Source organism: Bacillus solitudinis, assembly GCF_002797395.1.
GTDB lineage: Bacteria > Bacillota > Bacilli > Bacillales > Bacillaceae_D > Halalkalibacter_A > Halalkalibacter_A solitudinis.
The window spans coordinates 3,768,200-3,783,221 of sequence record NZ_KZ454943.1 but is presented as its reverse complement, the minus strand read 5'-3'; the positions used below and the strand labels follow the sequence as shown (position 1 = coordinate 3,783,221).

Genomic DNA, 15,022 nt, shown 5'->3' with positions numbered 1-15,022 from the left:
CACTCCCTTGTGGCTAGATATTCATTTGTTAAACAACGTACTTCTCTGAGGCAACGACACGTTCTGCGATTTTCCTTTTCAGTTCAATCGTATTAACTGGAGTTCTCCGTGATAGCTTCTTCAGAATAGATAACTGGGTCCTAAGCATATCTCCTGATCCCATGGCAGTCAGCGCTTCCTTAGCTAAAGATTCTATGGTATCGAATGAATCATGAACAATAACCTGTGTCATGGCGATCGCATGACTAGTTTTTTCTTCACCTTGTTTATCCATCAACTTTTTCGTTCTCAGGTAAGCGCTTTCTATTGTAAATACATGAATCATCATATCAGCGAGATGACTTAAAATTTCTTGTTCTTGCTCCAGTTTAAGTTGATATGTTTGGACGGCTAGACCGCCTATCATAAGAAATATTTTTTTTGCCATAGCCAATAGATGTTGTTCTTGCCCTAACACTCCTGCAAATGTTCGCTTTGGTACAAAGTTGAGAAGTTCAGATTGTAGCGACTGTGCCTTTTGCATGAGAGGAAGCTCACCCTTCATTGCCCTTTTGATAAGTGTGCCTGGAATCAGCAAACGATTAATCTCATTCGTTCCTTCAAAAATTCGATTAATTCGGGAATCCCGATAAATGCGTTCAATTTTATACTCTTGAATAAATCCGTAGCCACCGTGAATTTGAACTCCTTCGTCTGCGAGTACATCCAACGTTTCCGAACCAACTACTTTATTAATCGAACACTCAATCGCATACTCAGCAATCGCCTTAGCCGATGCCATCCCCGCATCTGAACTACTAAAATCAATACCATTCATACTAGCATCCATTAACCCAGCTGTGCGATAAACCATACTTTCAAGAGCGTACGTTTTCAGGTTCATTTCTGCTAATTTTTTTCGGATAAGATTGAATGATGCAATTGGTTTATTAAACTGATTTCTCTCATTCGCGTATTTGGCCGCCAATTCTAGTGTATCTTTTGATGCACCGAGACAGCCTGCCGCAAGCTTAAAGCGACCAATGTTCAAAATGTTAAAAGCAATAAGATGCCCCTTCCCCACCTCCCATAAAAGGTTCAGAGCAGGAACCTTCACGTCTTCTAATATCAGTGGACAAGTGGAGGAACCCTTAATTCCCATTTTTTGTTCTTCCGGTCCTATACTTACGCCTTCCATCGTTCTCTCAATGATGAACGTGCTGAAGTCCTTTCCGTTTACTTTCGCATAAACAATGAAAATATCTGCAAATCCTGCATTTGTAATAAACTGCTTTGTTCCATTTAAAACATAGTGTGTTCCGTCATCTGACAAGATCGCCGTCGCTTTTGCACCAAGGGCATCTGATCCTGATGAAGGTTCTGTTAAGCAATAAGCCGCGATTTTACGACCGCTTGCTAAATCAGGTAGATAGTTTTTCTTCTGCTCTGTTGTTCCAAAATAAACGATCGGCAGTGTGCCGATTCCGACGTGTGCACCTAGGGAAAGTGCAAAAGATGAAGCCTTAGACAACCGTTCACTAATTAAGGTCGAGCTTACTTTATCAAGTCCAAGACCGTCGTATGGTTCGGGTACGTCGGCACTTAGGAGACCCAATTCGCCCGCTTTTTGAAGGAGCTGTACAGTAAGGTCATAATCTAATTTCTCGAGCTCTTCATCATGAGGAAGAACCTCTCCTTCGATGAAATCCTTTGTCGTATCGGCAATCATTCGCTGCTCTTCTGAAAAATCTTCAGGAGTCACAATGGATCGAAAATCAACGTCTTCGATAATAAAGCTTCCACCAACTAATTTTTCAGCCATGAAACCTCTCCCCCTTACATCTGTTTACCTTCAATGGACTTGAAATACCCCAGCTGCCCCCATCCCACCACCAATGCACATAGAAACAACCCCATACCCCCCTCCGCGTCGCTTCAGCTCATAAAGTAAAGTAGAGGTTAGTTTTGTTCCTGTACATCCTAGGGGGTGACCGAGCGCAATCGCACCCCCGTTCACGTTTATTTTCTTCTCCTCAATGTTTAGTTCTCGAATAATTTGGAGACATTGCGATGCAAACGCTTCGTTGATTTCAAAAATCTCAATATCTTCCTGAGTAATCCCTGCGATTTGAAGAGCTTTTGGGATCGCCTTGACCGGTCCCACCCCCATAATTTCAGGTTCCACTCCAGCAAGAGCAAATGAATGGAATGTAGCGAGTGGTTTAAGACCAAGTTCCTCGGCCTTCGCTTTGCTCATGACCACACATGCTGCAGCACCATCACTCATTTGAGAAGAATTACCAGCAGTCACCGACCCACTAAGCTTGAATGCTGGTTTAAGTCCTGACAGTACCTCAACCGTCGTTTCAGCACGCACCCCTTCATCTGTTTCGAAAACTATTTGTTCCTCCAATCGCTGATTGTTCTCGTTAACACCTTTAAGAGAGGTATGAACAGGAACGATTTCATCCTTAAACTTCCCCGATTGAATAGCGGCAGCTGCTTTGGAATGGCTCGATGCCGCAAAGAGGTCCTGATCTTTTCTTGAGACGCCATAACGACTGGCTACTTCTTCCGCCGTATAACCCATTCCCATATAGATTTCAGGCATTTCTTCGGCAATTTTTGGATGTGGGGATAACCTGAAGCCCGTCATCGGAACATGGCTCATACTCTCTACTCCTCCAGCGATAACGACATCTGCATGACCGAGCATTACACGCTCTGCAGCAAAGGCAATCGATTGTAAGCCTGAGGCACAAAAACGATTAATCGTAATCGCTGGTGTTGTCACCGGAAACCCAGCGTAGAGGGAAATAATTCTTGCTACATTTAACCCCTGCTCACCTTCTGGCATCGCACAACCAATGATGATATCTTCCACTTCTTCTTTCTTTAGTCCTGGAGCGCGCTCGATAACAGCATTCAACACTGTTTTCCCTAAATCTTCAGCACGTGTTTGGGAGAGAGCTCCTTTCTTTGCCTTTCCTGCCGGTGTACGTGCAATCGATACAATCACTGCTTCTCTCATTGGAATCACCTCTCCTGTCTACAATTAATTACGTAAAGGTTTTCCTTTGCTCAACATGTACTGCATCCGCTGCTGCGTTTTCGGCTCTCCGCATAAGCTCAAAAATGCTTCACGTTCAAGATCCAACATATACTGTTCACTCACTTGAGTTCCAGCAGGTACATCCCCCCCAGCCAACACATGAGCAAGCTTATTTGCAATTAATTGATCATGGTCACTAATATATCCGCCTAGTTTCATTTGGTACGCAAAGAGCTGTAAAATCGCCTTTCCTTCACTTCCTACGACACGCATTTTATTTTCCCGTGTCGGCCTATACCCCAATTGGACCAACTGTAGTGCTGCTTGCTTAGCTTCATGAAGAAGATGGTCCTGATTGCAGACAATCCTATCCATGTCTCGGAGGTATCCAAGCTTTTTGGCATCGTGGGCACTTGTCGATACTTTCGCCATCGCGATCGTTTCAAAGAAGCTGTTTACATACGGTTGTAAATCCGCGTCGGCATGAGTCACAGTTTGGCTGAGTCGATAAATTAATTCCTTACACCCTCCACCAGCTGGGATTAACCCAACACCAACTTCGACCAAACCATAGTATGTTTCAGCAGAGGCGACAACCTGGTCTGCAGGTAGACAAACTTCCACACCTCCGCCTAATGTCATCCGATGCGGAGCTGCAATGACTGGTTTTTCAAACTGTTTTAAGTTGTACATCGTGTTCTGAAACAAGCGGATGATATGATCAACTTCATCCCATTCCTCGTCCTGCGCTTCCATCAGCAACAACATTAAATTCGCACCAACACAGAAATTTCTCCCTTGATTGGCGATTACAAGACCTTCAAAATTTTGACGTACCTCCTCCATGCTTTGTTCAATCATCATTAGAATATCCGCGCCAATCGCATTATTAGGTGAATGGAACTCAAGACAAGCAATCCCTTCGCCAAGGTCAATCAAACTTGCACCACTATTGGATATGATAAGCTTCTTTTGCTCCTTCAACGTTTTTAGGGATATTTCTTCAGGCTTTGACTCCTGCTGTTTATAGGCACCGTTCGAAGTGTAAAAATGTCGCCCTCCCTCTTTCATGTAGAACGAGTCATTTCCCGCCGCTAGCCAGTCCTTGACCCATTTCGGAACAGTCATCCCTTCTGCTTCCATTCGTCGAACTGACTGGGTTAATCCAATCGCGTCCCATGTTTCAAACGGACCGAGCTCCCAATTAAATCCCCATTTCATTGCATTATCAATCTCTATAATCGAATCGGCAATTTCACCCAGCTTCTCTGCTGAATAAAGAAGTACTTTCGCCAACGTATTCCAGGCCATTAACGAGTAATGGTCATTCCCATTAAGAAGGGCCGCCAACTTCGCCTTCGTTCCTTTTGCGATGTTTGCTGTCTCTAAAGAAGCCCCAATTACTTTCTTTCGAGGGCCGTAATCCATCGTCTCTAGGTTTAGAGAATGAATTTCCTTGCTATTTGCATGTTTGACTTTTTTATAAAACCCTTGACCCGCCTTCTCGCCAATCCATCCTTTTGCTACCATAATCTTCAGAAATTTCGGTACCTCAAAAACTAATTTTTCCGATTGCTCTGAGATGTTCTCGTACATATTGCTTGCGACATGTGCAAGCGTATCAAGACCAATTAAATCGACCATTCGAAATGTCGCACTTTTAGGGCGTCCCATCGCCGGCCCAGTAACCGCGTCAATTTCTTCGACTGTATAACCTTTCTCAAGCATCTCGTTAAAGGTGATGAAAAGACCATATGTCCCAATGCGGTTGGCGATAAAGTTCGCGGTATCTTTCGCAATCACCACACCTTTGCCAAGTCTTTTCTCACAAAATCGACTCATGAATTTCACCATTTCCGGTAGCGTTTGCTGACCTGGAATAATTTCTAAGAGTTTCATGTACCTTGGTGGATTGAAAAAATGGGTCCCGAGAAAAAATGTTTTAAACTCATCATTACAATCTTCGACCATCGCGTTTATCGAAATTCCTGATGTATTGGAGCTAACAATCATTCCTTTACTCCATTCTTTTTCAATTCGCTTGTAAAGCTGTTTTTTAATTTGTAAGTTTTCTATCACCGCTTCAATCACCCAGTCAACCTCTTGGATTTGTTTCAAGTGGTCCTCGATATTGCCAGGTGTAATCAGATGCGCCAGCTTATTATCATAAAGTGGAGCTGGCTTGGTTTTTGTTAACTTCTTTATTGCATCTATCGCTATACGGTTACGAAAGTCCATGCTTTCTAAACATATGCCTTTTCTTTTTTCTTCTTCTGTTAGTTGATCCGGTACAACATCGAGTAAGAGAACTGGTATCCCCACATTAGCAAGATGAGCCGCAATGCTTGCTCCCATAACCCCCGAACCGATAACGGCTGCTCTGCGAATTTGTCTAACCATACGATGTAACCCTCCTCTTTCATTCACCCTGTTGGTTTGCTAGAATCACCAAATACAGCCTGTTCAAGAATTTCTGCAATATCCTTCGCCTTCACCTGTTCATCCGTTTCTGTTAGTTTTGTTCCATCTTCAAGCATGGTGAGGCAAAATGGGCATGCACTGCTAATGACGGTCGGGTTCACTTGAAGAGCCTGTTCCGTTCGAGCGAGATTGACTCGCTTTCCTGTTGATTCTTCCATCCACATCATTCCACCTCCCGCCCCACAGCACATACCATTATCACGGTTCCGCTCCATCTCAACCAATTTCACACCTTTAATCGAACGAAGAATATCCCGCGGCTGTTCATATATGTTGTTATAGCGTCCTAGATAACAAGAATCATGATACGTAATGCGTTCATTCACTTCCTTAGTTGGCTTTAAACGACCTTCTTTTAAAAGTTGATCAAGCATTTCAGTGTGATGGTAGACTTCGACCCCTTCTAAACCGAAATCCGGGTATTCATTTTTTAACGTGTTATAGGTATGCGGACAAGCTGTGACGATTTTTTTGATGTTGTATTTTCGGAACGTTTCAATATTCTCCAAGCATAATTGTTGGAATAAGAGTTCATTGCCCATTCTTCGAGGTGTGTCACCTGAGTTTTTTTCCTCATTACCAAGAATCGCAAAGTTTACTCCCGCCTCCTTCATTAATCTCACAAACGCTCGGGAAACTTTTAGACTACGGTTGTCATACGATCCCATTGAGCCCACAAAATATAGAATCTCAAAGTCAGGACAATCCATTACAGTCGGTACGGCAATACCACTGATATCCTCTGTCCACTTAGCTCGGTCTTTTCGATTTAGTCCCCATGGGTTGCTTTGTCGCTCAATGTTCTGCATCGCACGCTGAGCTTCATGAGAGACATTCCCCTCCATTAAAAGCAAGTGTCTACGCAGGTCAATGATTTTATCAACATGTTCATTACCTACTGGACATTGTTCCTCACAGTTACGACAAGTCGTGCACGCCCAAATCTCCTCTTCTGTTATCACATCACCAATAAGAAACAGATCATTCACCTTTTTATCGCCAGTCGACCACATCTTGTTCTGAAGGGACATGGTTGGTTCAATGGTAGTAATCAGACTAGATTCCCAGTTAACTGAGTCTATATCACCATTTAACGGCTGGACGTTGTGGACACCACTTGTATTAAATGCAAATTCAGGAACCCAGGGTGATTTGGAGGTTATCGCTGCGCCTTTGTCGGTCAGATGGTCACGGAGCTTAACAATAAGATGCATCGGCGATAAAACCTTGCCTGTATTTGAAGCTGGACAGACATTGGTGCAGCGCCCACATTCCACGCAAGCATAGAAATCTAGCATTTGTTTCTGCGTGAAATCCTCAATCTTGCCAACGCCATAGGTTTCTGCGTTCTCGTCCTCTAGGTCTAACTTTCTCAGTCTACCTACCGGTTCGGTTCGTTTTAGTAGTATATTAATTGGCGCGGTGATGAGATGAAAATGCTTTGATTGTGGAACATAAACGAGAAACGCTAGTAAAATCAACAGATGCGCCCACCAGAAAACATAAAAGAAAATGGCTGCCGTGACTTGATCCATCCATGCAAACATAGTGGCAATCACAGAGGAAAGCGGAGCGTACCATGAAAATTTAGCTATATGCATCGCTTGTTCAAATCCAAGTGTCAATAAAACTGAAAGCATTAAAGAAAAAATGAAATAGATTACAATACTAGGCTTTTTACCTCGTTTTAGTCGAGGTAATTTCTCACCATAACGCCGATATGCCGCATAACCTATTGCTACTAAAATGAGTAAGACCGTAATCTCCTGTAAGAGACCGAACACTTGATAGCCCGGAATCGGAAGACCTTTTGCTCCAAGCCCTTTCACGATAATATCTAACGCTCCAAATTGGAGAATGATAAAGCCGTAAAAAATAACGACGTGCATCATCCCACTTTTTCGGTCCTTTAATAATTTTTTCTGACCAAACACTTGGGAGATAAACGTCCTAAAGCGGTCGTTTAATTGTAGTTCCACCTGATTTCCAAGCTTGATATATAAATAGCGATGATACACAACCTTTAGAAATAAATACAAGCTGTAAGCGCTTACAATTATAAATGCTAAACATTGAACCCATTGCCCAGCCACAAAAATCAGCCCTTTCATCTCTGGATTGCATTGGTTTACAGAACAAAATTGTCGATGATATCAATAAAATATATTTAAAGAGCAAGGAAGATATTCCACTTTCTATTTTAGAAAGAGTATGCGAAATAAATATACATTAAAGTGTAAGTGTTTTCATAAATATAACAATATGTCCTACAGTAAAAGAAAAGACCACTCATTTCTAGTATTGAAAGGAGAATGGGAAATGAATATTTATGTCATCCTGAAGCAGACCTTTGACACAGAAGAAAAAATAATCATTAAAAACGGGGAAATTTGTGAAGAAGAAGCTCAACTGATCATTAATCCTTATGATGAGTATGCCGTTGAAGAAGCGATTCAAAAGAGAGATGCTTTAGGGGGCAAGGTTTTCGTTATCTCAGTCGGTCCCAAACGGACAGCTGAAGCGCTACGGACCGCTTTAGCAATGGGAGCGGACGAAGCTGTATTAATAGCCGATGAAAAGATTGGCTCAGATGAGAATAGTATCTCAAAAGTCTTAGCCTCCTACTTAAAAAACCAAACAGTTGATTTGATCCTAGGCGGGTACTTTTCTGTCGATAACGGATCCGGCCAAACAGCGATTCGCTTGGCACAACTTTTAAATCTCCCTCATGTCGGATCTATTACAAAGTTGGCTATCGATGAAGGAATAGCAAAAGCAACTAGGGATGCTGAAGGTGATTTAGAACAGATTGAGGTAACACTCCCTGCTCTCTTTACGACTCAACAAGGGTTAAACGAACCTCGTTACCCGAGCCTTCCCGGAATTATGAAAGCGAAACGAAAACCATTCAAACAATTAACTCTTGACGATTTAACTATCAAGGAAGCGGAGCTTTGCCCAAAAACTGTAAGAATAGAGCTTTCACTCCCAGAAGAAAGAAAGGCAGGTCAACTTCTTAAAGGGGAGCCTACTACTCAGGTTAAAGAACTTGTAGAGAAACTGCGTCTTAATTCAAACGTTATCTAATTTAACTCCTTTTGGCACTAATAATATAGTAAGGAGGCTAACATTATGAATCAAACAATTCTCGTTGTTGCCGAGCACCGCAACGGAACCTTACGTCAGGTAAGTTATGAGGCTATCCATGCAGCAAAGTTATCATCAATAGGTGAAGATCATATTGTTGTCGCTGTACTAGGTTATCAAATTGACCACATGATAGACGACCTCTCCACGAATCATGTTGAACAGATTTATCTAATGGATCATCCAGATTTACAGCATTATCATCCTGAAGTATACGCTTCTGCATTAAAGCAGATTATTGACATCTCAAACCCTGACGGAATAATATTCGGGCACACGGCTAATGGACGCGATCTTGCCCCGATGATTTCAGCGATGCTAGATGCAGGTCAGATATCGGATGTTACAAAGATTGAAAAATTAGAAGAACAGATTGAGTTTACCCGCCCTATTTATGCAGGAAAAGCATTTGAAAAAAAGTCATTTCAAGATTCGCCTTGGGTCATCACGATCAGACCAAATAATATTAGGGCAGCTGTACCAAGTGATAGCCATCCTGTAATCGAAAAAGTAATCTACACAAAACCTATAGTATTACAAACTGTGATTAGGGACATCGTACGAAAGACCACGGGTAAGATTGATTTAGCGGAGGCAAACATTGTGGTAGCTGGCGGACGCGGTGTGAAAAATGAAGACGGATTTAAACCTCTTGAAGAACTAGCCGAGTTACTTGGCGGAGCCGTTGGTGCGTCTCGCGGAGCTTGTGATGCAGGATACTGTGATTATTCTATGCAAATCGGGCAAACAGGAAAAGTAGTCACACCAGAACTATACTTTGCTTGTGGAATAAGTGGTGCGATTCAGCATGTTGCTGGGATGAGTCAATCTCGTATTATTGTTGCGATTAACAAAGATCCCGAAGCTCCCATTTTCAAGATCGCTGATTATGGTATTGTCGGGGATCTTTTTGATATCGTACCTCTCCTCACAGAGGAATTTAAGAAGGTATTAGCTGGTTAATTATTTTCTCAACAGATATAGTACTATTTTTACATTCTAGGCCTTTAAATAAATCTAATATGAATAAGTTTCCATTCATTAACTCATCTTAACAAAGAAGATTAGTTAAAGGGAGGTATTTAAATGAGCCAGAAACGTGATAAAGGTTATAGTCAGAAAGGGAAGCCAACTAGCAATACCGTTGATCCTGTAATTGCAGCAGAGGATTTGGAAAAAGCGATTCATCCTACAAATAAGCCTCCTCGAAATGCAAAATAGGCAACTTTATTAGTGTCATAAGGTCAGTTTTTGACCTTATGACACACTAAGCAATAAGCGCAACGTGTGGAGCCATTGCTACTTCCTCGAATCTGCTAAAGGGACTTTTTCAGTGGCCTCCTTTCTACTATTTTATTCTGACTAACTTTTATTCAAATGGATATTTCAATCCCCACTGTCCACGGATTTCGTCCATAAGTTTCATGATCGCTTGTGATTCCTCAAGTGGTATAACTGCACTCTCTTTAAGACCCTCTCGTAAACATTTTCCGACCTCTTCCGCTTCAAAAGCATAGCCCTTGGATTTGCGGTCATCTTTAAATGTTTCAATTTCCTCGTTACCCACATAGAGTGAAGCAGACTTAGCATTTAAGAAAGAAGGAATGCGAATATAACCTTCTGTTCCATGGATGTACGCTTCATTCGTAAGAGCAAGACGGACCGCACCATTAAGGCTTGCTGTAGCACCAGAAGGGTATGACATAATAATAGAAAATTGTTCGTCTACACCGGTTTCACCAATATGAGCCGTGCTTAAAATCTTCTCTGGTTTTGTTCCAAGAATCATTGATGCGAATGAGACCGGATAAATTCCCGCATCAAGAAGGGCGCCTCCCCCAAGCTCTGGATTAAGCAACCGCCACTTTGGATCCCATGGGGCCCGGAAACCAAAGTCCGCTTTTACGAGACGCACTTCTCCGATTCTTCCGCTCTTTATCCATTCCCTTGCCTTTATGATTGGCGGTAAGAATCTTGTCCACATTGCTTCCATTAGAAAAAGCTTTTGCTCTCTTGCAAATTGAACGATTTCTTCGAGTTCGTCTGCATTCACAGTAAATGGCTTTTCACATAGAACAGCCTTCCCCGCCCGCAAACACTTTAATACATTATCTTTATGGTGAGGATGTGGTGTGGCTACATAAATTACTTCAACATCTGAGTCCTTTACAAGTTCGTCATAACTACCGTAAAAATGAGAAAAATCATTGGCTTCAGCAAAGCCCTCGGCACTTTTTTTCGTGCGTGAACCGACAGCTAGTCGAACTGCATCTTTAGCGAATACTAAGTCCTCGGCAAATTGCTTTGCGATTCCTCCTGTACCCATAATCCCCCAATTAATACTTCTCTCCTGCTGATTTTCCATGGACTTAAATCCTCCTCAATATAAATAAAAATAGTATGTAAAGTTACATCATGATGAAGTTGTTAGCTCTTGCTTTAAGACTACCACTATTAAACTGTAGCACTATAATACTATGTATAAAATCGGTAAAATAGGACAGACCTCGTCTACTACCTTACCATAAATACCTAGGCAAATCAGATAATTATCTGAATAGTCTAATCTATCATCTTTCCCGAGAATTTTTTTAACAGCTGAAATCCTAAAAAAACAACCATTTTCAATTAGATACTCTTGAAATGGTTGTTTTTCCTTTAATGTATACACTTTAGAAACCTTGAATCTCTTTCACATGAAAATGTGGTTTTAATACCTCTATAAGATACTCAAGCGGAGTTGTCTCTACCTGACCATATTCTCTCTGTGTGTATAAATGAGTCGCATTTGGTAACTCTCTTTTTAAATGTTTTCGCAAGCTTTCACCTGAATCATCAGCATCCACAAGGATATAGACATCCTTATCTTCGATTGGGAATATCACCGTTTCTAGTTTTTCTTCACTTAATGTCCCGTTCGTACAAATCACCTCTACAGGCTCATTTAACACTTTATTCACACGTTTGCGATCACTTGTTCCTTCTACAATCAATACCTTATCTTCCATGGCACTCACCCTTTATCCGAACTTGTGCATCATCTTACATTATTTTAAGATGATGCCCATTATTTTCCCCATCTGTTTAACAATTATTCTCTTTAAATCAAATCTAACTCTTTTAGACAAAAAAATAGCTACTCCAAGTAACTAGAGTAACTATTTATTCACCTATTTAACGCTCTTCTAAGCGAGCAATTCTTTCGTCTAAATCAGGATGAGATGAAAAGAGCTTCATCATCCCGCCTTTTCCACTAATCTTCATCGTTTGAACCGCCGAATCGTCGGTGCGATCATTGACTTTAGCTCTTCCTACATATGCTTTCAAAGAACGTAGGGCATGGGCCATTTTATCGTTTCCTGCTAAATCAGCGCCTCCGCGGTCAGCATGAAATTCGCGGTGACGTGAGTACGCACTTACGACAATACTTCCAAGAATCGAAAATAATATTTGGAAGATTATAACCGCTGCAAATTGGACAATCATTTGCATTTCAGAACGAACTAAGCGCGACACTAGAATAGCTGCGATTCTTGAGAAAAAGACGACAAACGTGTTAACAACACCTTGCAACAACGTCATCGTCACCATGTCGCCGTTTGCTACGTGGGCGACTTCATGAGCAATAACACCTTCAACGGCAGCGTCATCCATTGCATTTAGTAATCCTGATGAAACGGCTACAAGTGAGCGTTTCTTGGATGGACCCGTGGCAAATGCATTTACCTCAGCTGACTGATAAATCCCAACCTCTGGCATATGGACTAATCCAGCTGCACGAGAAAAACGGTGAACCTTCTCAACTACAGATCGTTCATGTGCTGTTAACTGACCATCCGGATTCAAAACTTTAACTTTCATCATTTTCTTTGCTATCCAGCGTGACATAGCCAGGGAGATGAATGAACCTGCAAAACCTACAAGTAAGCTGAATATCATTAACGATACATAATCAAGTCCAAGAACAGCCCCTTCTTTCTCAAAGGAACCGCTAACGTCTGTAAAAGTAGTTATCAGCGTCCAAGCGATGATAATTGTTGTCATAACTAGCACATTTGTTAAAAGAAATAGTAAAAATCGTTTACCCATTTATACGCCTCCATTTTCTAATCTACACATCTATTCTATCATGATTCGAGCGATAAGGTAGAATCATAGCTTGCGTTTCCTTATATTAAATTAATTCCTTAAAACGAATAATCATCCATAAGATTAACTTTTGCCATTTAGGGAAAACAACGTTAGAGGAAAAACCCCAGAAAAGGAGAATGAAAATCTAAATGATTTCAATTATTTTAATTGTCTTTACCATTTTATTTATAATAGCAAATCTCTATTACTTTTTCACGAACAAATCATATAAGAATTCTTCCTTTTACTCTCCTCTATTTTACCAGCTTTTTTTTAATATGATGAGTATTACCTTTGTATTTGCATTGCTTTACTATGTCTTGTCTTTAAATGGGGTTATTTTGCGACTTGGCTCCCCCACTGGAGATCCTGCAGACGAAACGTTTTTAAATTTACTTTATTTTAGTGGTGTAACCCTATTATCAATAGGCTACGGCGATTATGTCCCTGTTGGTAGCTTAAGGTTCTTCACACTCATTGAAGCAGGAATTGGCATTTTACTTCCCGCAGCCTATTTTATTAAGGCAATGAACAAAAAAGACACAGACGACAAAGATGATGAAAAGTAATCATTCTTTGTCGTTTGTTAAATTCGTTATTTCTATAAAATCGGGGATAACAATCTCGAAATGGATTCTTTAAACCTAATCATTCTAGAACGTTTTTCGTATGAATCAAGTGTTAGGATTTTGGAGAATTCCATATCCCTTTCAAAAAAGGCTACGAGTTTCTTTGACACCTCGACATCATATATAAACGCATTTACTTCAAAATTCAACTTAAAACTTCTCATGTCAATATTTGCTGTGCCTACAGAATTTATTTCCTCATCAATAATAATGGTTTTGGCATGAATAAATCCTAATTCATAGATATAAACTTTCACTCCTACTTTTAGTAATTCTCCCACATGAGAATACGTTGCCCAGTAGACAAAAGGATGATCAGGTCTATTCGGAATCATGACACGGACATCCTTTCCTGATAAGGAGGCAATTCTTAGTGCATCTAATAAGCTTTGATCAGGAATAAAATAAGGCGTCTGGATATAAATTGATTTTTTGGCTGACATGATCATTTTTATATAACCATTTTTTATTTGTTCCCACTCCGAATCAGGTCCACTTGAGACAATTTGCATTGTCGCCTTCCCATTCAGATGGTGTTTCTCAGGAAAAAAATGCTCCTCATACTGAATATAGTACTGTTTGGAGGCTAGGTTCCAATCTAAAATAAATCTCGTTTGCACGGTATCTACAGCGGTTCCTTTAATTCTTAAATGTGTATCTCTCCAATACCCAAATTTCTTACTTAATCCAAGATACTCATCACCAATATTGAAACCTCCAATGTATCCCACTTGCCCATCGATATTTACAAGTTTACGATGATTTCGATAATTCAGGCGTAAATTGATTAAAGGGATCTTTGAAGGAAAAAATACCCCAACCTCACCGCCATGTTCCTCTAATTCAGAAAAGTACTTACGTTTTAATTGGCGGGAGCCTAATTGATCGTATAATACTCTGACTTTAACGCCCTGTTTAGCCTTTTTGACTAACTCCTGGATAATTTTCTTCCCTAAATCATCATATCTAAATATATAGTATTGTAAGTGAATAAATACCTTTGCTTCGCGGATGTCATTTAACAAAGAATCAAATTTTTCTTTTCCGTCAACTAAAATGTCTACTTCATTATTTGATGTTAGAAGAGAGTCGTTGTTCATCAAGTGCATATAAATCAAATCACGATAACGTTCAATTTCAAGCTCCAAAAACAAAAATGCTGGATCCTTCATCTGTTCTATCTGTTTTTCAATTAACTCTTCAATGCCAACTTTTCTCATATCATCCCAATGAAATAATCTTCTTCTCGTTAAATTTTGTCCAAAGAAAAAATAAATGATAAATCCTAAAAAAGGGATAAAAAATAAAATCATTAACCATGCCCAGGTCGCACGAGGATCTTTGTGTTCAATAAAAATAATAACTATTGCTAAAAGAATATTAATAATAAATAACATAGCAAGCACAACCGAAAATACATCCATTTGAAAACTCCTTCCTATCTAGTTCTAGGTTGATTTTTAGAATCAATAGTCTAAGGAAACTGTTCAAAAAAAAGACAATGTTCTCTATAAAGGGCACTGGAAAAGGTAAAAACCGTCCCTTTTTCAGTGCCCTTAAAATCGTACCTTTTTCAGTGCCCTCGTCTTTTTTGGAAGATACA

General features: G+C 40.5%; 12 protein-coding genes. 4 read left to right on the top strand and 8 right to left on the bottom strand.

Annotated features, from left to right (window positions below; translation table 11 throughout):
• Positions 1-28: 28 nt before the first annotated feature.
• From CEF19_RS18565 to CEF19_RS18550, 4 genes are read right to left on the bottom strand one after another with little or no spacing between them, the layout of a single operon-like run.
• Positions 29-1,801 (bottom strand): acyl-CoA dehydrogenase family protein, encoded by a 1,773-nt coding sequence (locus tag CEF19_RS18565; protein ID WP_100407445.1) that lies wholly within the window; start codon positions 1,799-1,801, stop codon positions 29-31.
• 30 nt (positions 1,802-1,831) lie between these two features.
• Positions 1,832-3,010 carry an acetyl-CoA C-acyltransferase gene (locus CEF19_RS18560; protein ID WP_100407444.1) on the bottom strand — a complete coding sequence of 393 codons (1,179 nt, stop codon included), beginning with the start codon at positions 3,008-3,010 and terminating at the stop codon, positions 1,832-1,834.
• A gap of 24 nt (positions 3,011-3,034) precedes the next feature.
• Positions 3,035-5,431 carry a 3-hydroxyacyl-CoA dehydrogenase/enoyl-CoA hydratase family protein gene (locus CEF19_RS18555; RefSeq protein WP_100407443.1) on the bottom strand — a complete coding sequence of 799 codons (2,397 nt, stop codon included), beginning with the start codon at positions 5,429-5,431 and terminating at the stop codon, positions 3,035-3,037.
• A gap of 23 nt (positions 5,432-5,454) precedes the next feature.
• Entirely contained in the window at positions 5,455-7,605 is a 2,151-nt protein-coding gene (locus CEF19_RS18550; protein WP_406565368.1) for a (Fe-S)-binding protein, read from the bottom strand.
• A gap of 226 nt (positions 7,606-7,831) precedes the next feature.
• On the opposite strand from CEF19_RS18550, the gene CEF19_RS18545 reads away from it, so the two are divergent.
• From CEF19_RS18545 to CEF19_RS24000, 3 genes are all read left to right on the top strand, one after another.
• Positions 7,832-8,599, top strand: coding sequence for an electron transfer flavoprotein subunit beta/FixA family protein (locus CEF19_RS18545; protein ID WP_100407441.1), 768 nt, complete (start codon positions 7,832-7,834; stop codon positions 8,597-8,599).
• 45 nt (positions 8,600-8,644) lie between these two features.
• On the top strand, positions 8,645-9,622 hold the full coding sequence (locus tag CEF19_RS18540) for an electron transfer flavoprotein subunit alpha/FixB family protein (protein ID WP_100407440.1): 978 nt from the start codon (positions 8,645-8,647) through the stop codon (positions 9,620-9,622).
• A gap of 123 nt (positions 9,623-9,745) precedes the next feature.
• The gene (locus CEF19_RS24000) at positions 9,746-9,880 is read left to right on the top strand and encodes a hypothetical protein (RefSeq protein WP_264755137.1); all 135 of its coding nucleotides are present in this window, start codon (positions 9,746-9,748) and stop codon (positions 9,878-9,880) included.
• Positions 9,881-10,028: 148 nt separating this feature from the next.
• Here the strand turns inward: CEF19_RS24000 and CEF19_RS18535 are convergent, their stop codons facing one another.
• From CEF19_RS18535 to htpX, 3 genes are all read right to left on the bottom strand, one after another.
• Positions 10,029-11,024, bottom strand: coding sequence for a Gfo/Idh/MocA family protein (locus tag CEF19_RS18535; protein ID WP_100407439.1), 996 nt, complete (start codon positions 11,022-11,024; stop codon positions 10,029-10,031).
• A gap of 307 nt (positions 11,025-11,331) precedes the next feature.
• Positions 11,332-11,667, bottom strand: a complete 336-nt coding sequence (locus CEF19_RS18525; RefSeq protein ID WP_100407437.1) for a toprim domain-containing protein — start codon at positions 11,665-11,667, stop codon at positions 11,332-11,334.
• Between the two features lie 166 nt (positions 11,668-11,833).
• Positions 11,834-12,748, bottom strand: coding sequence for a protease HtpX (gene htpX, locus CEF19_RS18520; RefSeq protein ID WP_100407436.1), 915 nt, complete (start codon positions 12,746-12,748; stop codon positions 11,834-11,836).
• A 191-nt stretch (positions 12,749-12,939) separates the two neighbouring features.
• Here htpX and CEF19_RS18515 point away from each other — a divergent pair, with 191 nt between their 5' ends.
• A complete protein-coding gene (locus CEF19_RS18515; protein WP_100407435.1) occupies positions 12,940-13,359 on the top strand; it encodes an ion channel in 420 nt (139 codons plus the stop codon).
• 32 nt (positions 13,360-13,391) lie between these two features.
• Here the strand turns inward: CEF19_RS18515 and cls are convergent, their stop codons facing one another.
• Entirely contained in the window at positions 13,392-14,843 is a 1,452-nt protein-coding gene (gene cls / locus CEF19_RS18510) for a cardiolipin synthase (protein WP_100407434.1), read from the bottom strand.
• Positions 14,844-15,022: the final 179 nt, after the last annotated feature.